The organism is Bacillus sp. FSL P4-0290 (assembly GCF_037975435.1).
GTDB lineage: Bacteria > Bacillota > Bacilli > Bacillales > Bacillaceae > Bacillus > Bacillus subtilis.
In genome coordinates this window covers 372,115-396,097 of sequence record NZ_CP150253.1, presented here as the reverse complement: position 1 = coordinate 396,097, position 23,983 = coordinate 372,115, and the positions used below count along the sequence as shown (strand labels likewise).

Here is a 23,983-nt window from a genome sequence, read left to right as displayed (position 1 = left end):
CTTCTGTAATTCCCTTGCGTTTTATTTTAAATTCTCCTCAAGCATGTCAAAGATATCTCCCATCTCGTCCATTTCAAGGTCTTCGGCGCTAAAGTCGCTTGGTGTGAATTCCTTGTCTTCTTTTTCCGTGCAATGGCGGATTAGCATCAGGAGGTTTTCTTTAAACCGTTCCATTTGCTCCTCGACTGTAGCTCTTTCAAACTCCTTCTCATTGTAGGAGCAGGAAAGCACAAACCGGCCGTTTCTGATCATGCCGCTGAAGCTTAAAGCGTACAGCGCCTCTGATTCTCCGCTTACTTGGCGCCCCATATCGAAAGCGGACGGTTCAAAGAAATCGGTTTTGACTTCACTGTCGAATTGGCCCAAATAGTTGAAGCTGATCTCCGGTGTGAAGCCCTTTGTTTCCGCTGTTTCTGTGAAATAACGAAGAATGCCGTAGCCAACACCTTTGTCCGGAATGCGGCGCAGGTTTTCTTTGACTGTTTTGATCACAGCCGAGGCATCTGCGTCAGATATGTCGAGCACAACAGGGTATTGTGCCGTAAACCAGCCGACCGTTCTGGAGATATTCACATTCGGGATAATGTCCTCCCGGCCGTGTCCCTCAAGGTTAATGCCAATTTTGGCCCCCTTTGTCCATTCTTTCATTGTCAAACCGAGCGCGCTGAGAAGAATATCGTTGATTTCAGTTCCATATGGCTGATGAACATCTGTTAAAAGATGCTTAGTGTCTTCTTCCGTTAATTCACATAGGACAGATGATGTATCCTTGACGATCCGCTGCTCTGTTTTACAATCCTTCGGTAAAGGAGAAACCTGTTCAGCGGCAATTTGCGACCAGTATTCAGCCTGCTGTAAAAGATGCGCTGATTGGCTGAATGCCGCCAGTTCTTCCGCCCAGTCCTTGAAGGAGTTTGTTTTTTGCGGGAAGACAAGGCTCTCTTCTTTCTCAGCCTGCATGTAGCCTGAAGCAAAATCTTCAAGCAAAATCCGCCATGACACACCGTCGACCACCAGATGGTGTACAGCAATGAGCAGGTGATCCCCGGCTTCTGTGCGATATTGCTCCGCCTTTAGAAGCGGCCCGTTTTGCAGATCGAGACTGCTCTGCAGCTTGTTCGCGAGAATTTTAATCTGGCTTCTCAGCATCTCTTCATCGGAGCCGTACAGATCCACGATTTCGAAGCTGACCTTGCTCTCACTGATCGGTTGATACGCCTGAACGATGTCCCCGTTTTCCTCACGATAGACCATGCGGAGCGCGTCATGATGCTCGATCAGCGCCTGCAATGTTTTCTCCACCCGTTCAGGGTCAAAGCCCTTCGCGGCGTGAAGCATCACCGATTGGTTCCAGTGGTGCTTGTTCGTGAAGTTCTTTTCAAAGAACCAGCGCTGGATCGGCGTCAGGATGACTTCGCCCTCTACCGGGCCTTGGTCTGCCTGTTTGCCTTCGGCACGCTCTACGTACTGGGTGAGCTCTTCGATCGTCGGGTGCTGGAAGAGATCTTTCATTTCCAGCTTCCAGCCGTGCTGGTTCAAGCGGCTCGCCATTTGAATTCCTTTGATGGAATCTCCGCCAAGCGAGAAGAAATTGTCGGTGACACCGACTTCAGACATTCCAAGCACGTCCTGCCAGATGCCGGCAAGCAGCTCTTCCATGTCGGTCGTAGGCGCTTTGTATTCTCCGCTTCCCGCTTCGATGTCCGGCTCAGGCAAGGCTTTACGGTCCACTTTGCCGTTTGCCGTAACCGGAAGCTCGTCCAGCGTCACCCAGAACGCCGGGATCATGTAATCCGGCAGGGTTTCCTTTAGTGCTGATTTCAGTGCTTCTATGTCAGCTGTTTCCGGTGTGACATACGCCGCGATCGCTGTGTTGCCTCCTTTATCTTTGACAGCTGTCACCGCCGCATCCTGCACCTCAGAAAGCTGTGCGAGCTGGACTTCAATTTCTGAGAGCTCGATCCGGTAGCCGCGGACCTTGACCTGCTGGTCGATCCGGCCGATGTATTCGATGCCGCCGCCCGTCCATTTCACCAAATCGCCGGTGCGGTACATGCGCTCACCCGGCACAAACGGATCAGCGACAAACCGCTTCGCGGTTTCGTCTTCTCGATTCAGATAGCCGCGTGCCAGTCCGCGCCCCGCCACGCAAAGCTCTCCGGCTACGCCTTCCGGCTGCACCTGATTGCCCTCGCCGAGAATGTATACTCTCGTATTGGCAATGGCCCTTCCGATGGAAAGCGAGCCTTCCTCCGGATGGATTTCTGCGCTTGTGGCAACGACCGTATTCTCTGTCGGCCCGTAGTTGTTGACGAGTGTGTACGGCTTTTTCACTGCCCGCTTCAGCTTGTCTCCTCCAGTAAGCAATACGCGAAGTGATGTGTTCTCAAGCTCCATGAACTGTTCCGCAAGCTGTGTCGGCAGGAACGTGATCGTTATGCCGTTCGTTTCAAAATAATCGTTCAGGCGGACGATATCGAGGCGGATCGCTTCATCAATGACGTGAAGCTCGGCACCGATCGTCCAGGTCGGGAACATCTCCCAAATGGAAGCGTCGAACCCAAAGCCCGCGTACTTCGCACTGCGGTCCTCCGCTGTCATGCTGAACGCGTCATGGTGCCAGAAGCACAGGTTCACAAGCGCATGGTGCTCGACCATGACACCCTTCGGCTGTCCGGTCGTTCCAGACGTGTAAATCATGTACGCCAAGTTCTCCGCGGTTACAGCGGTTTCTGGATTTCCCTCGTCGTTTTCATCAAGCGGCAGGCTTAGAATCGTGCGGCTTCCGTCGAGAAGAATGACATCTCCCGTAAAGCTGTCCGGCACTGAAATGCCTTCCTGTTTCAAGAGAAGCTTCGCGCCGCTGTCCTGTAAAATATACTCAATCCGCTGATCCGGGTAGTCAGGATCAATCGGCACAAACGCCGCTCCGGCTTTCAAGACGCCGAGCACCGCGGCGGACATTTCAAGCGACGGCTTCGTGAGAATGCCGACGCGGTCATCCGGACTGATGCCGCAGTCCATCAGAATCCGCGCGAGACGATTCGCCTTCGCATTCAGCTCGCCGTACGTCCAAGACTGGCCGTTGTATGTGACAGCCGGGCGGTCTTTGTGGCGCTGGACAGTCTCTTCGAATAGCTGATGAACCGTTTTGTCTGTCGGCACAGGCAGCGCTTTACCCTTCCATGCCTCAAGAAGCGCTTGCTTTTCTGTCTCGGTGACCAGTGACAGGCTGGAAAGCGGCTGGTTCGGGTTATCCGCAACAGCCTTTAGTAGCCGCAGAACGTATTCGCTCCATTTTTCAGCTGTTTCTTTTGCGAACAGATCTGTCGCATATTCGAGCTGCAAGCCAATGCCATTTTCATCAGTAAATCCGCCCAGTGTCAGATCAAACTTAGAGGTTCCCTGATGAGCCTCATAAGGTGAAATGCTCAGATTTTGCAATGTAAGCTGTTCTTTATCAGGGTTTTCTGTCGTCACCATCACATTAAACAATGGGTTTCGGCTCATATCCCGAGGGAGATCAAGCTGATTAACCAGATCTTCAAACGGATACTCCTGATGCTCAAGCGCTGACAGGTTCGTCTGCTTTGCTTGCTCCAAAAGCTCCGCAAATGTTTGCTGTTCTTTCGCTTCCATTCTCAGGGCAAGTGTATTGACGAACATTCCCGGCATGTCCTGAACATCAGCATTCGTCCGGCCGGCAGTAACGGAGCCGATGACGATATCCCGCTGTCCGGAAATTTTGCTTAAAAAGACGTGGAAAACAGCATGGAGCACCATGTGCAAGGTCGTTCCGGTTTCCGCAAGCAGTTTTTCTACCGCCTTTGCCGTCTCACTTCCCGTACGGAAACGGATCGTATCTCCTTTAAAGCTTTGCACAGGCGGACGGGCGTAATCGAGCGGGAGATCAAGCTCTGGCAGCTCGCCTGAAAGAACTGACATCCAGTACGCCTCATGCTCCTTCATCCGTTCTTTTTGCTCAGCTTCATGTTGCCAAACGGCGAAATCTTTATAATGAAGCGCCGGCTCCGGAAGCTGCTCTCCTTTGTAAAGCAGCGCCAATTCTTTTACAAAAATGCCTCTTGAGACGCCGTCTGCGATGATATGATGCATATCTAAAAGCAGCAAATGTTTTTTCGCTTCTATTCGAAGCAAAGCTGCGCGAATGAGCGGTGCGTCGGTTAAGTCGAATGGCCGGATAAATTCCTTAATCTTTTGGTCCGCTTCGTCTTCTTTGGCTTCAAACAGATGAAGATCAACCTCCGCCTCCTCAATGATGCGCTGAACAGGCTCACCATTAGCTTCCATAAATGACGTCCGCAATGATTCGTGACGGTTCACAAGCTGATTGAGTGAGTCGCGCAGGCACGAAATATCAAGCTCTCCTTCCATTAGAAGAACAGATGGCATGTTGTAGCTTATCGTCTGGCGGTCAAGCTGATTGAGCACGTACATCCGTTTCTGTGCGGATGACACTGGATACATATCCTGCTTGTCAGCCGGTTTGAGGACTTGATGGCCGCCTGAAACAGCAGACGCCTCCATATAAGCCGCCAGCTGGCGAACAGTCGGCTGCTCGAACAGTGCTTTAAGCGGTACGCTTTTCTCCAATTCCGCCTGAATGTTGGCAATCAGCATCATCCCTTTTAATGAATGGCCGCCTAAATCGAAAAAATTGTCGTCAATGCCGATGGCTTCTATGCCAAGCGTTTTCTGCCAAATGCGGCATAAGCTTTCTTCAAGCGCTGTCTCCGGTGCGGCCAATGCCTTGCCTCCGGATTGTGCCGCGTTCGGCTTTGGCAAAGCGTTTCTGTCGGTTTTTCCGTTTGCCGTCAGCGGAATCGCGTCAACCTGCACAAAGAAAGCAGGAATCATATGAGACGGCAGTGTTAGGGAAAGCTGCTTCCGGAGCTCTGCTTTTTCAATAGCTTGATCCGACGTATAATACGCGCAAAGCTCTTGAAGACCGCCCTCGGAAACCGCTAGTACAACCGCTTCTTGAATTCCGCTGAGGCTGAGCATGACCGTTTCAATTTCTTTCGGCTCAATGCGGTAGCCTCGGATTTTCACCTGATCATCAGCCCGGCCGATAAATGCAAGCGTACCGTCAGAAAGTCTTCGTACGACATCTCCGGTTTTGTACATGAGGCTTCCCGGCGAATATGGATTTTCTACAAATCTCTCGGCTGTCAGCTGAGGCCTGTTGAGATACCCTCTCGCAAGCCCCTGTCCCGTGATATAGAGCTGTCCGCTCGCTCCCGGCGGCACAAGCTTCAATGCTTCATTTAAGACAAGCGCGCCGGCATTCGTAATCGGCCGTCCGATTGTCGGGCGTTTCGCAAATGCATCCGGCTCAGACAGATCAACCCGCCCGGCGATGGCGCCGATCGTTGCTTCTGTCGGGCCGTAGTGATTGATAAATTCGGTATGTCCATACATCTTACGGAAGGCGAGAACATCAGTCGGGATGATTTTTTCTCCTCCCAAGACGATCAAGCGCAAGGATTCAAAGTTTGCATCTTTTGCAAAACTGGCGGTGTTCACTATTGTATGGAACAGAGACGGTGTCAGTTTGATATAAGTGATCCCATGCTCCTTGATATAGTGCGCTATTTCATCCGGCGCCGTATAGGTTTCCTTCTGGACGATATGGAGCTCGCCCCCGCCCAGAAGTACAGGGAACATGCTCGTATAGCCAAGGTCAAATGCGTAAGATGAAAGCAATACAGTCTTATCATTTTCCGTCAGGCTCGCCTCTTCACTAAACCAAGAGACATAGTTTGTCAGATTGCGATGCTCAATCTGCACGCCCTTTGGCTTTCCGGTCGTACCGGACGTATAAATGACGTATGCAAGATTGCGAGACCCGGAAATGGATGATGGGCGCTCCTTGCTTTCATTTCTCCATTTACCGTCATCAAGGCTGACGATTGTCCCTTCATATTGCCCAATAGCCGTCATGTTTCTTTCATTCACGACCGCAAATTTTGCACCGCTGTCCTCTAATGAATAACGGATTCGTTCTTCGGGTGTATCAGGATCAATCGGAAGGAAAGCTGCCCCCGCCTTCATGACACCGAGAATCGATACCATGACTTCAGCTGACCGGTCCATAACAATCGCGACAATGTCTTCATTTCCTGCCCCTTGGGCACGAAGATGATGCGCCAGCTGGTTCGCCTGTTCATCAAGCTCGCGATAGGTCAGCAGATTTCCGCCAGCCTTCACCGCAGGATGGTCAGGTGTTTGCTGGGCCTGTTTTTCAAAAAGAGCGGCAAAGGTTGCTTCGGTAATTTGAGTCATATGTCTTTCTTCTAGCAAAGCAGCTGTTTCTGCAGATGAAAGCAGATCTACATCAGACAGCCGAACGTTTGGATTAGCCGCGGCCGCTTTGATGATATTGACAAAGTGGCGGCTCCAGCGGCGGATCGTCTCGTCCTTAAACAAGGCAGTCGCATAGTCAAAGCTTAGGCCGATATCCTCTTCACGCTCGACCGCTTCCAAGGAAAGATCAAATTTCGCAACATGATGAAGCATGGAATACGAGGAAATCTTCAAATCTCCTAATCTTAATGAAGGAATCTCCATATTTTGCATGTTGAACATCACGCTGAACAGCGGACTTCTGCTTGTATCCCTTGTAAGCGGAAGCTTTTCAATCAGCTCCTCAAGCGGATAGCTCTGGTGCTCGAACGCTTGAAGGCTGGCTGTTTTGACCTCTTCAAGGAATTGCGCGAAGGTTTTATCTCCCGCTGGTGCCGTTCTGAGTGCCACCGTGTTGACAAACATACCCGGCACACCTTGCAGATCAGGATGTGTTCTGCCAGCTGTCGGCGAGCCGACAATGATATCATCCTGTGACGCGTACTTGGAAAGGAGTACATTGAACGCCGCCAGCAAAAACATGTATATCGTCGTATCTGTTTCTGCCATGAGCGATTTGATTTGAGCCGTGATTTGCTTATCAAGCCCAAACATCACGCGTTCTCCCGCAAAGCTCCGTTCAGCTGGCCGCTCGAAATCCGCGGGAAGATCCAGTATTGGCAGTTCGCCTTTAAAGACATCGAGCCAGTATTCCTCATCTTTTTGATAATTAGTTTGTTCTTTGTGCCAAACTGCGTAATCTTTATAGTGAATTTGTGGCAGTTCCAGATCTGCGCCTTGATATATTTTGGCAAGATCACCGATTAGAATGCCTGTTGAACTTCCGTCAGTAATAATATGATGCATATCAATGAGCAGCAGATGGCGTTTTTCTTCCAGCTGGACAAGCTTCGAACGGACGAGCGGCGCGCGGTTTAATTCAAACGGCTGAACAAATGCTTTGATTATCTCTTCCGCGTCTTCTTCCCGTCCCTTGGCAGCCTCCAGCTGGAACGATATGTTTTTATGAACGGTTTGCACAACCTCTCCGTCGATCATGTCAAACGATGTACGGAGGATTTCGTGCCGGTTGATTAACTGCTGAATCGCGTTTTCAAGCCGGTCTTTATCTACTTCTCCCTCCAGCAGAAGTACAGCGGGGACGTTGTAGCTTGTGTTTGCTTGTCCAAGCTGATTGAGGATATACATTCTCCGCTGGGCCGGGGATACAGGATAATGCTGCTGATAAGATGCTTGCCTGATCGGTTCAAACGTCTGCTCCTCCTTGCTTTCGTTCTCTTCCAAATACAGTGCCAGTTCTTGAATAGTCGGCTTTTCAAAAAGCACTTTTATCGGAACTTCCTTATGAAAATGCTCTTGAATTTTCGCCGTCATCATCATCGCTTTCAAAGAATGACCGCCGATCATAAAGAAGTTATCGGTAACGCCTGCTCTGACGCCGAGTATTCCTTCCCAGATCTCCGCTAATTTCTTTTCACTCTCTGTTTCTGGTGCTGCGTATTCCGGCTGCACGGCTTCTGATTGCGGTGCAGGCAGTTCTTTTTTATTGATTTTCCCGTTTGGCGTGAGCGGCAGGCTGTCCATTTGAATCAGGTGGGCAGGGACCATATAGTCAGGCAAAGACTGAGACAGTGTTTTTCTCAGCTCACTCACAGCCACTTCACGATCCGCCGTGAAGTACGCGCAAATTTCATTTTCATCTGCTTTGTTCTTGCGGATGATCACCGCAGCCTCTGTCACATGCTCAGCCATGTTCAGTTTTGTTTCAATTTCGCCAAGCTCAATTCGGAAGCCGCGCACCTTCACTTGGTTGTCGATTCTGCCTAAAAATTCAATATTGCCGTCCGGCAGCCATCTTGCCAAGTCACCAGTGCGATAAATTCTCTCACCCGGTCTGAACGGATCTTCGAGAAATTGCTTCTCTGTCAGCTCAGGGAGATTGACATACCCACGCGCTACACCGATTCCGCCTACGCAAAGCTCACCAGGCGCGCCGATTGGCTGCAGGCATTGCTGCTCATCCAGGATGTAGGCAGTGGAATTTCCGATAGGCTTCCCGATTGGGATAGAGCCCCCATACTCACGGTCGATCAGAAAACTGGTTGAAAACGTCGTGTTTTCTGTCGGGCCGTATCCGTTCCACAATGAAAGCGACGGCGATGCCTGTTTTACTTTGCTGACAATATGCGGGACAAGGGCATCTCCGCCGATGATTAAATGGCGCAGTGTGCCGAACATACCCGCATCCTTTGCAGCAAGCTGGTTGAATAAAGGTGATGTCAGCCACATCGTCGAGATTCTTTGCTCACGCAGAAATGCAGCAAATTGTTTCGCATCAAGCAGCGTCTCTTTTTTGACCGGATAAAGCGCTGCGCCATTCAGCAGTGCGCCGAATACCTCAAACGTTCCGGCATCAAAGCTGACAGCTCCCGTTTGCGCCATGCGGTCCTCTTCAGTAACAGGAACGTACCCGGCATTTTTGACGAGGCGCAGAATGCTTTTATGTTCGATCATGACGCCTTTCGGTTTGCCCGTTGAACCGGATGTGTACATGATGTACGCCAAATCAGACGGGGCGGATGGCAGGTTGAGATTGTCAGCCGCTTCGCTCTCTTCAAAGCCTATGTCCAGTGTAAGAACCGGCACTTGCAGCTGATGTGCCTGCCCTGTATAAGAATTTCCGATCAAAACCATTCGAACGGAGCTGTCCTCTGCCATGAAACGAAGACGATCCCCAGGAAGCGCTGGATCAAGCGGCACATATGCGGCGCCTGCTTTTAAAACAGCCAGCATGCCGACAACAGTTTCTACTGAGCGGTCGTTCATAATCGCTGCTGTTTCCCCTTTTTGAAGACCTTGTTCGACAAGCTTTCTCGCCAGACGGTTGGCCGCTGCATTCAGCTCGCGGTACGTCAGCTCGGTTCCTTCATATACGACGGCAGTGCTCGCCGGCGTCCGTTTTGCTTGCTCTTCAAACACCTGATGAATAGCCATTCCTTCAGGAAGTTCGGCTTTCGTGCTGTTAAACACCTCGACAATTTGACGCTGCTCTTCGTCTCCCACAAGCCCGTACTCACGCACAAAAGCGGCCGGCTGATCGACAGCTGCTTCCATCATACGGGTAAGGTGCTCCGCTGTCCGTTCGATAAAAGCGGAATCAAAGGCGGCTCCGTTATATTTAATTTTGACGGTCCATGTTTTGCCTGGATACACAATCAGGTTGAAATCGAAGCTCGTTTGTTCAAATGCGCTTTCTACCTTAATTGAAAACCCGAGGCGGTCTTCCATGCTGCCGTTTTCAAGCTCTTGATCAAGCGGATAATTTTCAAACGCGACCAGATGGTTTAAGAGATTGCCATCAAGGGCTGAGCGTTTTTGAATCTCATAGAGCGGCACGTAATCGTAACGCTCTGCCTCTACTGCATGCTGCTGAACAGCTGTGAAAATATCAGCGAATGCAGCATCTCGTTCAACTTTCACCCGCACTGGAATGGTGTTGATAAACAGCCCCGCCATCGTTTCGATTCCGTTGATTTCAGACGGTCGTCCCGAGACGACCGTTCCGAAGATCACATCATCCGTAAAGTTGTATTTGCTGAGAACAATGCCCCAAACGGCCTGAAATAGGTTAGGCCCTGTCACTTGATGAAGGTTTGCGGTTTTCTGAATGCGGGCAACCAGTGTTTCGTCCCATGTAAAGGAATATTCTTTATTGACGTATTCGTCTTTTTTTACAGGCAGGCGGCCCGGGAGCACGCTTGGCTGTTCAAAACCCGCCAAGCGCTCGCTCCAGTAGCTCTCCGCTTCTTCATTGTCCTGTTTTCCAAGCCATTTGATGTAGTCGGAGTAAGGCTTGCCTTGACCGTTTGCAGGTGTCCTTCCTGCTCTGAGCGCTTCATAGTTTTGGAACAGGCTTTTCATGAGGACGCCCATGCTCCAGCCGTCCATCATAATATGATGATTGCTCCAGACAAGATACAGCTGATCTGCATCAAGGCGGAAAACCGCTACCTTGAACAATATGTCTTTTGCCAGGTTAAAGCCTTGGCGCTGAACGTCTTGTTTGTAACGCTCAATGTGCTCTTTCTGGCGGTTCTCGTCTGCATGACTGATATCCTCATAATGCACCTTTGTTTTGCGTTCCGCTAACACGACCTGACGCGGTTTTTGCAGCTGCTGATGCACAAATACCGTACGGAGAATATCGTATGACCGAATCAGTTCATTGACGCTTTTCTCAAAGATTTCAAGATCAAAAGCGCCGTGAATCCCAAGCTCTAATTGTGTGAAGTACGAGGAAGAATGCGGATCAAGCATCGCATGATACAGCATTCCCTCCTGCATTGGTGTCAGTGCGTACACCTTTTGAATCGATTTTTTGCTCATATGCCACCTCTATTAGAAAATTTCCATTAATTTATCCAGCTCATCCAGCGTCAAATCGTCGTCACCAAGATCACTCGGGGTCAGTTCCGTACCGTCTTGAGATAGGCAATGTTCAATGATTCTGAGAAGATGCGCTTTAAAGCTGTCACTGAATGTTTGTACTGTTTTTTCATGAAATTCAAGAGAATGATAGGCCAGTGACATCGTCAGTTTTCCGTTTTCGATATATCCGACAACATCCAGCGCATTCGGTTTTTCTGTTTCAGGGCTTAATGACTGTCCTGATGGCAGCTCTGATCTCGTAAACAAACCTGCATCCGACATTTCGTCAAACTGACCTAAATAGTTGAAGCTGACATCCGGCTGAATCGAGAACGCCACATCTTCTTTATGTTCCGGGGCCGTCAGATAGCGCAGAATGCCGTATCCGACTCCCTTATTCGGCACATGTCTGATATCTTCTTTCATTTGCTTCAGCTGGTAGCCCAGATCATCCGCATGCTTCATATCGAGCACCATTGGGTACATACTTGTAAACCAGCCGACTGTGCGGGAAATGGTCAGGTCTTCTATGATTTCTTCACGTCCGTGCCCCTCTAAATGAACATTTACTCGATCCTGACCCGTCCACTCCTTCATTGCCAATCCGAATGCCGTCAGCAAAATATCATTCATTTCTGTGTGATATGCCTCATGCACCTTTGTGGTGAGCTGTTCTGTCTCTTCAGCAGTCAGCGAGAATTCAATTGTCTTTGTATGTTTCATTCGCTGATCACCAGATTCGCGGTCTTTCGGAAGCTTTGCCGCGACAGCTTGTTCTTCAAGCTGTCTCCAATACTCTTTTTCTTTCAAAAAGGCTTTGGAGTTCGCGAAGTCTTGCAATCTCTCTGCATACTCTGCAAATGAATGTGTTTTCTGCGGGAGAACCGGTTCATTGCCTTGCTCAAGCTGTGTATATACTGCGGCGAAATCCTCCAGTAAAATCCGCCACGACACGCCGTCAACCACTAAGTGGTGAATGGCAAGAAGCAAGTGGTCTCCGTCTTCCGCTTGGAACAATCCTGCTTTTAACAAGCCGCCTTCCTGCAAGTCGATGCTGCTTTGCAAACGCTCCGCTTCTCTCTCTATACGGTCTTCGTAATCTGCAGCTTGGCCCTCAATCTGGATGACCTCCAATTGAGCGGAAGCAGCTTCAAGACCTCTGTTGTATTGAATGACGTCTTCCTGTCCCTCACGATAGACCATACGGAGCGCGTCATGATGCTCGATCAGCGCCTGCAATGTTTTCTCCACTCGTTCAGGATCAAAGCCCTTCTTGGCGTAAAGCATCACCGATTGGTTCCAGTGGTGCTTGTTCGTGAAGTTCTTTTCAAAGAACCAGCGCTGGATCGGCGTCAGGATGACTTCGCCCTCCACCGGGCCTTGGTCTGCCTGTTTGCCTTCGGCACGCTCTACATATTGGGTAAGCTCTTCGATCGTCGGATGCTGGAAGAGATCTTTCATTTCCAGCTTCCAGCCGTGCTGATTCAAGCGGCTCGCCATTTGAATTCCTTTGATGGAATCTCCGCCAAGCGAGAAGAAATTGTCGGTGACACCGACTTCAGACATTCCAAGCACGTCCTGCCAGATGCCGGCAAGCAGCTCTTCCATGTCGGTCGTCGGCGCTTTGTATTCTCCGCTTCCCGCTTCGATGTCCGGCTCAGGCAAGGCTTTGCGGTCGACTTTGCCGTTTGCCGTAACCGGAAGCTCGTTCAGCGTCACCCAGAACACCGGGATCATGTAATCCGGCAGGGTTTCCTTTAGTGTTGATTTTAGTGCTTCTATATCAGCTGTTTCCGGGGTGACATACGCCGCGATCGCTGTATTGCCGCCTTTATCCTTGACAGCTGTCACCGCCGCATCCTGCACCTCAGAAAGCTGGGCGAGCTGGACTTCAATTTCTGAAAGCTCGATCCGGTAGCCGCGGACCTTGACCTGCTGGTCGATCCGGCCGATGTATTCGATGCCGCCGCCCGTCCATTTCACCAAATCGCCGGTGCGGTACATGCGCTCACCCGGCACAAACGGATCAGCGACAAACCGCTTCGCGGTTTCGTCTTCTCGATTCAGATAGCCTCGTGCCAGTCCGCGCCCCGCCACGCAAAGCTCTCCGGCTACGCCTTCCGGCTGCACCTGATTGCCCTCGCCGAGAATGTATACTCTCGTATTGGCAATGGCCCTTCCGATGGAAAGCGAGCCTTCCTCCGGATGGATTTCTGTACTCGTGGCAACGACCGTATTTTCTGTCGGCCCGTAGTTGTTGACGAGTGTGTACGGCTTTTTCACTGCCCGCTTCAGCTTGTCTCCTCCAGTGAGCAATACGCGAAGTGATGTGTTCTCAAGCTCCATGAACTGTTCCGCAAGCTGTGTCGGCAGGAACGTGATCGTTACGCCGTTCGTTTCGAAGTAATCGTTCAGGCGGACGATATCGAGGCGGATCGCTTCATCAATGACGTGAAGTTCAGCACCGATCGTCCAGGTCGGGAACATCTCCCAAATGGAAGCGTCGAACCCAAAGCCCGCGTACTTCGCACTGCGGTCCTCTACTGTCATGCTGAACGCGTCGTGGTGCCAGAAGCACAGGTTCACAAGCGCATGGTGCTCGACCATGACACCCTTCGGCTGTCCGGTCGTTCCAGACGTGTAAATCATGTACGCCAAGTTCTCCGCGGTTACAGCCGTCTCTGGATTTCCCTCGTCGTTTTCATCAAGCGGCAGGCTTAGAATCGTGCGGCTTCCGTCGAGAAGAATGACATCTCCCGTATAGCTGTCCGGCACTGAAATGCCTTCCTGTTTCAAGAGGAGCTTCGCGCCGCTGTCCTGTAAAATATACTCAATCCGCTGATCCGGGTAGTCAGGATCAATCGGCACAAACGCCGCTCCGGCTTTCAAGACGCCGAGCACCGCGGCGGACATTTCAAGCGACGGCTTCGTGAGAATGCCGACGCGGTCATCCGGGCTGATGCCGCAGTCCATCAGAATCCGCGCGAGACGGTTTGCCTTCGCATTCAGCTCGCCGTACGTCCAAGACTGGCCGTTGTATGTGACAGCCGGGCGGTCTTTGTGGCACTGGACAGTCTCTTCGAATAGCTGATGAACCGTTTTGTCTGTCGGCACAGACAGCGCTTTGCCCTTCCATGCCTCAAGAAGCGCTTGCTTTTCTGTCTCAGTGACCAGTGACAGGCTGGAAAGCGGCTGGTTCGGGTTCCCAGTAACTGCATCTAAAAGCTCCATCCAATATTGCTTCCATCGTTCAATCGTTTCCTGCTTAAACAGAGCTGTATTGTATTCGAGTACGAATGTAAGCCCTCCGTCGGTTTCGTCAGCCGTCAGCGTGAGGTCAAACTTGGCTGTTTTCCGTTCAAACGGATGCGGCTCAAGCTGAATCCCTTTCATTGTTAAATCCTTTATATTCGCATTTTGCATTGAAAAAACTGCATCGAATAACGGATTTCTGCTTGTGTCACGCTGAACCTGAACATTTCCGATCAAATCCTCAAGTGGGTAATCCTGCGCATCAAAAGCGCTGAGTGCCGTTTCTTTCACTTCGTTAAGATAGTCAGCAAACGTCTTTTCACCCTTCGGATACGTGCGCAACGCTAATGTATTGACGAACATTCCGATGACGCGGCTGACGTCCGCTTGAGATCGTCCGGCCACAGGTGAACCGACGATGATATCGTCTTGCCCGCTAAGTTTTGATAAAAATGCACTGTATGAAGCCAGAAGCACCATGTAAAGCGTGGAATCCGTTTCTTTTGCAAGCCTGCGCAGAGCATCAGCTTTGCCTGCTTCTAATGAAAATGCAATGCGGTCTCCCTCAAATGTTTGAACGGCAGGCCGACTGTAATCGGTCGGAAGCGTCAGCACCGGCAGCTCTCCGTCCAGCTCCTTCAGCCAATGCTCTTCTTGCTTCTTGTAAAGCTCAGACTGAATGAACTGCTGCTGCCACACGGCATAATCCTTATATTGAATACGGAGCGGCTCAAGGGTTTCTCCGTCGTACAGCTTTGAAAGCTCCTCAATCAGCACACCGACAGATGCACCATCAGAAATAATATGATGCATATCGAACAGCAGCACATGCTCAGTGTCTGAATGCTTGATAAGCCCTATTCTGAACAGTGGAAGTTGGTCGATTTTGAAAGGCTTAATAAACTCAGAAACGATCCGCTCTATCTCTTCTTCCGGGGCTTCGAAATAGGCTATCTCACACTCAGCCTTTTCCCAGATCCGCTGCACCGTTTCTCCATCTTTTATTTCAAACGTGGTTCTCAAGGCTTCATGACGCTGCATTAACTGCTGCATGACGCTGTTAAGCCTTTCAACATCAAGCTCACCTGTCAGGCGCAGAACCGCCGGCATGTTATAGCTCGTTTGCGCATCCTCAAGCTGCTGAAGCACGTACATCCGTTTTTGCGGTGAAGAAACAGGATACGTATCTTGTTTCTCTGCCGGGCTGATACTTGCGGCTGTCCCTTTTTCAGCGGAGGCAATCACCTGTGCCAAGCCCTCAACCGTCGGTGACTGGAAGAGATCCTTGAGTGACAGCTCAACGCCCAGTTCCTGATGAACCAAGGCAAGCATCTTCATGCCTGCTAATGAATGTCCGCCAATGTCAAAGAAGTGGTCATAAGCGCCGACTTGTTCTGCCTGAAGTACCTGTGCCCAAATGTCCGCGACTTTTTGTTCCGTTCCATTGCGTGGCGCAACATATGAAACACCTCTTGAAACGTTGGCATCAGGAATCGGCAGCGCTCTCCGGTCAATTTTTCCGTTCCCTGTCAGCGGCAGCTCGTCCATTTGGATAAACACCGCAGGAACCATATATGCCGGCAAGTCCTTCGCAGCATGCTCTCTCATCTCTTGTGATGAGATGTCTCCCTCTCCGACATAGTAAGCACACAACAGTTTATCTCCCGCTCCTTGATCAACGGCAAGCACAACACTTTCCTGAACACGATCATGGGTTTGCAGCTGATGTTCGATTTCTCCAAGCTCGATGCGCTGTCCGCGAATCTTCACCTGATGGTCGATTCGCCCGATAAATTCGATGTCGCCATTCGGCAGCCATCTCGCAAGGTCTCCCGTTTTATACATGCGTTCGCCGGATGTAAACGGATGGGGAACAAATTTCTCCTCAGTCAGTTCTGGACGGTTGTAATAGCCTTTCACGAGACCTTCGCCGCTGACGCAAAGCTCTCCGGCAATCCCGGCAGGCTGCACGTGTCCCGTACGGTCAAGAATGTATACTTCCGTATTGCTAACCGGTTTTCCAATCGGAACAGACAGAGTGTGCTCCTCCAATTCATCAACCGGATGATACGTCGCGAAAACCGTGCTTTCAGACGGCCCATACATGTGAAGAAGCTTGCCCTTTCCAACCGTTTGCAAAGCTTTTCTGACATGCTCAACCGAAGCCCGTTCCCCGCCAAACATAATCTTGCGAAGCGTTGACAAGCATGCCGGATTCAAGTCCACAAGCAAGTGGAACAAAGCGGTTGTAATCATGAGAATGCTGATGTTCTCCCGTTCAATGACGCGGGACAGGCGAGCCATGTCCAAAACGGTTTCCTTCGGTATCAGCACCAGCTTGGCTCCGTTTAACAAAGAGCCGAACATATCGAACATAAACGCGTCAAACACGTAATTGGAAAGACCGAGAATCGTATCCTGTTCTGTAATGCTGAGATAATTCGTTTCCTTCACCGTGCGGAGAATATTGGCATGAGTCACGATATTCCCCTTAGGTGTTCCAGTCGTTCCAGAAGTATACGTCAGGTTGGCCATTGCTGCAGAATCAAGAGGCAGTGCGAGATTTCGCGCATCGGCATGATAGCTTTCTTCCTCATCGGCTAGCACGATAACGCCCTTAAATTCCGCTTCTTCCGCCAAAGCCTTTAATTTCCTCTGAGTGAGAAGCACCTTTGCTCCGCTGTCACGGAAGAAATGCTGCATCCGCTGAATCGGATGTTCCGGATCGATCGGAACATAAGCCGAACCTGATTTTAATACTGCCAAGATCGACACAATCATATCAATTGACCGCTCGCATAAGACAGCCGCAGTTCTGCCTTCGCCAGCTCCAAGAGAAAGAATGCCGCGGGCTAAACGATTGGCCCGTTCATTCAGTTCACGATAAGTGAGTGATTCGCCTTCATATTGAAGCGCAGTGTGGTCTGGCGTATTCGCCGCTTGCTCCTCAAACAGCTGAACAATTGTTTTATCTTTCGGATAAGGTGTTCTGCCCGGGTTAAACTGCTGAATTTGCGAAGCGGCCTCCTCTTCAGAAAGAAGCTTATACTCAGAAATCGGCTTCTCTGGATCAGCCGCAGCATCTTCAAGCAAACGCGCAAAATGCGTAAGCAGCCTGTTTGCCGTGCTTTGTTTAAACAGCTTTGTGCTGTAATCCAAATCAAGCTCAATGCCTTCATCGGTTTCTCTCGCCTGCACGGTCAAATCAAATTTGGCAATCTTGAAATTGGTCTCATGAACAGACAAGGACAGATCGCCGACAGCCGGAATGCCCTCTGTCGCGTTTTGAAGGCTGAACATCGTGTCAAACAGCGGATGCCTGCTAACATCACGCGGGATGTTCAAATCTTCAACAAGCCACTCAAACGGATAGTCCTGATGAGAAAAGGCATTCAGCACCCGTTTGCGGACACGCGAGATCAATTGGGTAAACGTCTCATCTTGCTTCACCTCACTGCGAATCGCAAGCGTATTGACAAACATCCCGATAATGCCCTCTGTATCGGAGTGATTTCTGCCCGCTGACGGTGTCCCGACAATGATGTCATCCTGCCCCGTATACTTTGACAAAAGCGTATAGTAAGCGGACAGCATCACCATATATAAAGTGGCGCCGTTTTGTTCAGCCAAACGATTGAGGCGATCCTTTACCCCCGCATCCAGCTTGATTGACACCCGATCCCCTTCAAAGCTTTGAACAGGCGGTCTTGGGTAATCGGACAGAAGCTGAAGCACCGGGAGCTCGCCTGCAAAGACTTCCTTCCAATAAGCCTGGTCCTTCTTGTACCCTTCAGCAGCCTGTCTGCTTTGCCATACAGCGTAGTCCTTATACTGGAGACGAAGCTCAGGAAGCTGTTCGCCTTTATAAATGCGTGCTAACTCCTCCAGCATAATGCCAATGGATACACCGTCAGAAATCAAATGGTGCATGTCAAACAGCAGCATATGACGGTTCTCTTCAAGCCCCAGCAAACCGATTCTGAACAGCGGAGCTTTCGCCAAATCAAATGTCCGAACGAATGAAGCCATAATTGCCTCATCTGAGCGGCCGCCTCTTTCAATCATTTCGATGTTGAAATCAACGCTATCGTGAATGTTCTGTCTCGGCGTGCTGTTTTCAAGAACAAATGATGTTCTCAATGACTCGTGGCGTCGGATTAACCCCTGAAATGCGCGCTCCAGTTTTTGAATATCTAAAGGCCCTTCCAGAATTGCTGCTGCCGGCATGTTGTAGCCGACTCCCGCATCCTCGAACTGGCTGACGATATATGTTCGCTGCTGTGCCAGGGAAAGCGGGTAATGCTCCTGTTTTTCAGCAGGTTCAATCACCGCAAAAGCTTTGCTTTCTCTGTGATCAGCTTCCTCTGCAAGAGCCGCAATCGTCGGATGCTCAAACAAAAATTGAAGCGGAATCTCGATGCCTGTTTCCTTATGAATCTTTGTTAAAAGGGTCATGGCCTTCAATGAATGCCCGCCCGTTTCAAAGAAATTGTCAAAAATCCCCGCCTTCTCAACGTTCAGCACGTCCTGCCAAATGGCTGCGATTGCTTTTTCAGTCTCATTTCGCGGCGCTGTATAGGCAGTGCCGCTGACAGCCTTCACCTCTAGTGCAAACAGCTTGCGGCGGTCGACTTTGCCGCTTGGCGTAAGCGGAATTTCTGTCACTTCTGTAAAGTAAGCCGGCACCATATAGTCAGGAAGCTGTCTGGCCGCATGCTCCCTCAAGCCGGCTGGCGCAAATTCGCTTCCAGGCTTCTGCACAACATATGCGCAAACCTCAAGATTTCCCTGTTCGTCAGGGCGTGCCAAAACAACGGCTTTTGCAACGTCTGGCGCCTGCTGAATCACGGCTTCAATTTCCCCAAGCTCAATCCGGTATCCGCGGACTTTGACCTGGTCATCCTCTCTGCCTAAATATTCGATTGTTCCATCTGGAAGCCAGCGCACCACGTCCCCGGTCCGGTACATGCGATCGCCCGGCACGAATGGATCTTGTAAAAACTTCTCTTCCGTTAATTCAGGCAAATGCAAATAGCCTCGGCCCACACCGTCTCCCGCAATATAAAGCTCACCCGCCACGCCTTCAGGCTGCAGCCGGCCTTTTTGATCCAAAATATATAAGCGGTTATTCCCCAGCGCTTTCCCGATCGGCACATACGCTGATTGAACTGCATTCTCAGGGATAACCGGATGAACAGACGCGTCAACGCACGTTTCAGTCGGCCCGTACACATTAGTCAAACGCGGCGCTGTGCCGGCTTCTTTAAACAGCTTCAGCAGCTTGTCCGCAACAACAGATGACAGGCCTTCTCCTCCGATCAGCATGTGCTTCAGTTTTAGGCCTTCAAAATCGCCCGCTGCTGCCAGCATTTGCAAATGAGCCGGTGTTCCATCCGTCGCCTCAATGCTGTTTCTCCGATAATATGCAGTAAGGGCGGTCCCGTTCGTCACTGTTTTCTTCGGTACGATATAAAGGGTTTGTCCCAAAAGAAGCGACGCGAAGATCTGCTTCACTGACGCATCAAAGTGGAACGGCGCAAGCAATGCCATCCGCAGGGTTTGGCTGCCGCTTTGGTAAATCGTCTGCTGCAGAGATTCAACCAAATGATGAACCTGGCGATGCTCGATCATAACGCCTTTCGGACGTCCGGTTGTTCCCGATGTGTAAATAATGTAGGCAAGATTCCGCGCGTTTACATCAGCCTCCGTCATATCGTCTGCACCTTCCGCAATTGCCTGATCTAAGTCAATCAGCTCAGCATCGGCTTCAGGCGCTGCAACCTTCGATTCAGTCAGGATGAAGTCCGCCCCGCAGTCCTCCAAAATATATTGAATCCGCTCTGCAGGAAAACCCGGATCAATCGGCACATAGGCTCCGCCGGCTTTTAAAATTCCCATGATAGCTGTAATCATCCGTTCAGAACGTTCAATCAAAACCGCGACAGGACTGTCCGGGCCAACCCCTTTCTGTTTCAGCACATTGGCGATGCGTGCGGATTGTTCATGTAACGTTCGATAGGACAATGTACGATCTTCGAATACAACCGCTGGATGATCTGAAAGCTGCTCAGCCTTTTCTTGGAACAGTTCCGGGATCGTCATGTCCTTACGGTAGCTCACAGATTTACCGCCGGCCCTCGCAAGCAGCTTCTCTTTCTCCGCATCAGAAATCATCGTTAATTCATCAATGGTATGCTCTGGATGCGTTAACGCGTTCTCCAGCATGGTAATCATGCGCTCACAAATCATGTTGATTTCTTCACGAGAAAATAAATCAGTGCGGTAATCAAAATCTATGGTGAGTTTCCCAGTATCCCATCGATCCTTTACATGAATTGAGACATCATTTAATCCGCTGCCGCTGAAAATCGGCTCAGTCAAAAAGGCAAGATCCTCTTCTTTCTGCCACTGCATCACTTGATATTCAAGAGAAACAGTAAACAGCTTGGTCAGAGAGCTCTTTGTTTCACGCAAATCGTTGATCAGGAGATTATACGGGTACTTTTGGTGGCGGAGTGTCTTCATGAGATCCTTCATCCGGTCTTTGACAAATTCTAAAAACGCCTGCCCGCCGTCAATGTTTGTCCGAAGCGGAACCGTAGAAACAAACATGCCAAGCATCTGCTTCTCTTTCGCATTTGTCCGGTTGCCCATAAAGGTTCCCGTCACAACATCATTCTGGCCGCTGACCCTGTACAAGTAGGCGGCGAGCAACGATTGAAATACCGAAAGAACACTGACTTTATTCGCCTCACAAAACGACAGAATCTGCTGATGTAGCGCTTCAGGCACATCTTTAGAGAACCTCTCAGCATCTAAACTTCCCCCTGCGGATGCATTCCGTTTCAAGGAAACAAGTTCAGGCACCGATTCAAATTGTTTGTTCCAAAACGCCTTGTCCTTTTCAAACCGCTTCGATTGAGCATAGTCCTGTTCAGATAAAACATGATCGATAAATGAATGCGAGATTCCTTCTTTTGCCTCTGAGCCGCTGGCTAATTCTAAATAAATGTGCATGATCGCATTCCCGAGAATATTCATGGAGATACCATCAGAAATCACGTGATGAACATTTGCGTAAAACCATACTTCATTTTCCTTTATGGTGAACAAGGAAAAACGGAATAAATCACAATCGTACAACGGCAAAGGTTTTTTCGTTTCCTCCCGGCTCCATTGTGAAATAAACTCTATCGCATTCGGATCTTCAGTAGTGTCAGTATGTTTTATATCAACAGGCCGATACTCGCTAATATATTGTACAGGCTCCCCGTTTTCATCTAGCCGCAACCGAAGGCGCATGGCGTCATTTCTGCGAATAAACTCTTGAATCGCCTGCTCAACAAGCACATAATCAATCGCATCAGCTGAAACCAGCTTACCAATCCCCGCAAGATTTGAAATGCTCGTGTGAGGATAAAATTTTTCTGTGTACCAAATTCGTTTTTGTGCATCCGTTAAAGGATAAAAAGTTATTTCCATATTGTCATACCTCCCCTAATCTTTATAAGCAGTGAACATGTGCAACGCATTTTCTCTTTCTTATCCATATCAGCTTTTAATTCTTATGAACTAACAGCCGAAATAGCCCAAAGTACTACACTTAAAAAGCAGTGCTTCCAATCAAAAAACAGATGGCCGCTATTAAAGCAGGCTGCCGTCAGTCAGCATTGCGGCGTTTAACATAAGCGGATAAAGACCGCAAGACCCCACCCTAATAAGAAACCAATTTTGGCTATTTATTCATTGTTTTCAATATTTTTTATCTTTCTACCGTTTACTTTAAATGAAAAAAATGTTTTTATCACCGAAAAATGGGTGAAAAGTTTCATGCGGGATGCCGAAAGATTCCAGTTTATTTACAGGGATATTTTTGCGGGATGCCGCAATCATTTCCACTAAACATTATTTACAGAAAAATAAAAATTTTTAAACCAAACTGCTGCGTTCAATCTTTTTTTATTGCTGAATGCAATTTACAATCTTTACATGACTATGTGTACCGCGCAAAAACCGAAAAAAAGGCAAAAAAAAGACACCCTTGCGAAGAGCGTCTTACAACGATTCTTTCATGACATTTTTGTCGATATCAATCAATTCCATATAACCTTTCCCCCACTCATACATGGCTTCAAGAATAGGCATGAGGCTTTCTCCGTGCGGGGTCAGAGAATATTCAACCTTCGGCGGGACAACTGGATACACTTCCCTGTGAACAATCATATCCTGCTCAAGCTCTCTCAGCTGATTCACGAGGATCTTCTGCGTAATATCAGGAATCAATGTTTTTAATTCATTGAACCGTTTTGTGCCTTCTTTTCCTAAATGCCATAAAATGAGCATTTTCCATTTACCGCCAATCACTGCAAGCGTTAATTCCTTCTCACAATTAAACCTTTTGTCGTCCATCCGGCTCAATAGAATCCCCCCCTTAGTAACCTTTTTGTATGTTAGATACGTATCATCACTTACTTTTTTGCAGACTCTTTTTTCATTATACTCACTCATAAAATCAAGCGAAAGAAATCTGATTGTCTCTCCTCACAGTATCCTCCAAGTAACTTGTTGACTTCAAAGTGCCTACTTCTCATCAAAAGAAGGAACCTATAGAATGAAAAATAATTCGAAAAAGGGAGTGGATCAACAATGGAATTACAGCTTGCATTAGACCTCGTCAACATCCCGGAAGCCATTGAGCTCGTCAAAGAGGTAGAACAATACATCGACGTAGTTGAAATCGGAACACCGGTCGTCATCAATGAAGGCCTAAGAGCCGTTAAAGAAATAAAAGAAGCATTTCCTCAATTGAAGGTTCTTGCAGACCTGAAAATCATGGATGCCGGAGGCTACGAAATTATGAAAGCGTCGGAAGCAGGCGCTGACATCATCACCGTTTTAGGGGCTACAGACGATGCAACGATTAAAGGCGCAGTAGAAGAAGCCAAAAAACAAAAGAAGAAAATCTTAGTGGACATGATTAACGTGAAGGATATCGAATCCCGTGCGAAAGAAATTGACGCACTCGGTGTTGACTACATCTGCGTCCACACTGGCTATGATCTTCAAGCAGAGGGCAAAAACTCTTTCGAAGAATTAACGACAATCAAAAATACCGTAAAAAACGCAAAAACCGCAATCGCGGGTGGCATCAAACTTGATACACTGCCAGAAGTGATCAAGCAAAACCCTGACCTTGTCATTGTTGGGGGCGGAATTACAAGCGCAGCTGATAAGGCGGAAACAGCTTCAAAAATGAAGCAGCTGATTGTCCAAGGATAACTTCTATGAAAACGACTGAATACGTAGCGGAAATTCTCAATGAGTTACACAATTCAGCAGCTTATATTTCTAATGAAGAGGCTGACCAGCTTGCCGATCACATTCTGTCATCCCACCAAATTTTCACCGCGGGTGCGGGTCGGTCTGGCCTGATGGCAAAATCCTTCGCGATGAGACTGATGCACATGGGCTTCAACGCCCATATAGTAGGTGAGATTCTCACTCCGCCGCTCGCCGAAGGAGATCTAGTTATTATCGGCTCAGGATCAGGCGAGACAAAGAGCTTGATTCATACCGCAGCAAAAGCAAAAAGCTTACACGGAATTGTTGCCGCTTTAACCATCAATCCGGAATCAAGCGTCGGAAAACAAGCGGACCTCATCATCAGAATGCCTGGTTCTCCTAAAGACCCGTCAAACGGAAGCTATAAAACCATTCAGCCAATGGGATCATTATTTGAACAAACTTTGCTGCTATTCTATGATGCAGTGATTTTAAAACTCATGGAGAAAAAAGGACTCGATTCTGAAACTATGTTCACTCACCACGCAAACCTTGAATAGCATCACACAACCGGCCTGAAGATCAGGCCGGTTTTATTTTTTTAAAAATAAAACTTTAAACCCAAAAACCCGAT

5 protein-coding genes and 2 pseudogenes are annotated in these 23,983 nt (G+C 49.1%); 2 read left to right on the top strand and 5 right to left on the bottom strand.

Going from position 1 to position 23,983, the window contains the following annotated elements; genetic code table 11:
* Positions 1-21 precede the first annotated feature (21 nt).
* The 5 genes and pseudogenes from srfAB (MKY10_RS02015) to hxlR all read right to left on the bottom strand — a co-directional run.
* Positions 22-7,551, bottom strand: a pseudogene (gene srfAB / locus MKY10_RS02015) (surfactin non-ribosomal peptide synthetase SrfAB); the annotation flags it as partial.
* Positions 7,497-7,637: a competence protein ComS gene (gene comS / locus MKY10_RS02010; RefSeq protein ID WP_010886404.1), complete on the bottom strand. Its 141-nt coding sequence runs from the start codon at positions 7,635-7,637 to the stop codon at positions 7,497-7,499. The gene comS and the pseudogene srfAB (MKY10_RS02015), both read right to left, overlap by 55 nt.
* A 43-nt stretch (positions 7,638-7,680) precedes the next feature.
* Positions 7,681-10,773 (bottom strand): annotated as a pseudogene (gene srfAB, locus MKY10_RS02005) (surfactin non-ribosomal peptide synthetase SrfAB); the annotation flags it as partial.
* A 12-nt stretch (positions 10,774-10,785) separates the two neighbouring features.
* Positions 10,786-21,549: a surfactin non-ribosomal peptide synthetase SrfAA gene (srfAA, locus tag MKY10_RS02000; RefSeq protein WP_048654751.1), complete on the bottom strand. Its 10,764-nt coding sequence runs from the start codon at positions 21,547-21,549 to the stop codon at positions 10,786-10,788.
* A 573-nt stretch (positions 21,550-22,122) separates the two neighbouring features.
* Entirely contained in the window at positions 22,123-22,485 is a 363-nt protein-coding gene (gene hxlR, locus MKY10_RS01995; RefSeq protein WP_003246265.1) for a transcriptional activator HxlR, read from the bottom strand.
* 228 nt (positions 22,486-22,713) lie between these two features.
* Here hxlR and hxlA point away from each other — a divergent pair, with 228 nt between their 5' ends.
* Together hxlA and hxlB are read left to right on the top strand one after the other, a co-directional pair.
* On the top strand, positions 22,714-23,346 hold the full coding sequence (gene hxlA / locus MKY10_RS01990) for a 3-hexulose-6-phosphate synthase (RefSeq protein WP_003234604.1): 633 nt from the start codon (positions 22,714-22,716) through the stop codon (positions 23,344-23,346).
* A 5-nt stretch (positions 23,347-23,351) separates the two neighbouring features.
* Positions 23,352-23,909, top strand: a complete 558-nt coding sequence (gene hxlB, locus MKY10_RS01985) for a 6-phospho-3-hexuloisomerase (RefSeq protein ID WP_014478803.1) — start codon at positions 23,352-23,354, stop codon at positions 23,907-23,909.
* Positions 23,910-23,983: the final 74 nt, after the last annotated feature.

What these genes read in the sequence shown, in the direction of transcription:
- hxlA (WP_003234604.1), top strand. Translation starts at nt 22,714, where the DNA reads ATGGAATTACAGCTTGCATTAGACCTCGTCAACATCCCGGAAGCCATT.
- hxlB (WP_014478803.1), top strand. Translation starts at nt 23,352, where the DNA reads ATGAAAACGACTGAATACGTAGCGGAAATTCTCAATGAGTTACACAAT.
- srfAA (WP_048654751.1), bottom strand. Translation starts at nt 21,549, where the DNA reads ATGGAAATAACTTTTTATCCTTTAACGGATGCACAAAAACGAATTTGG.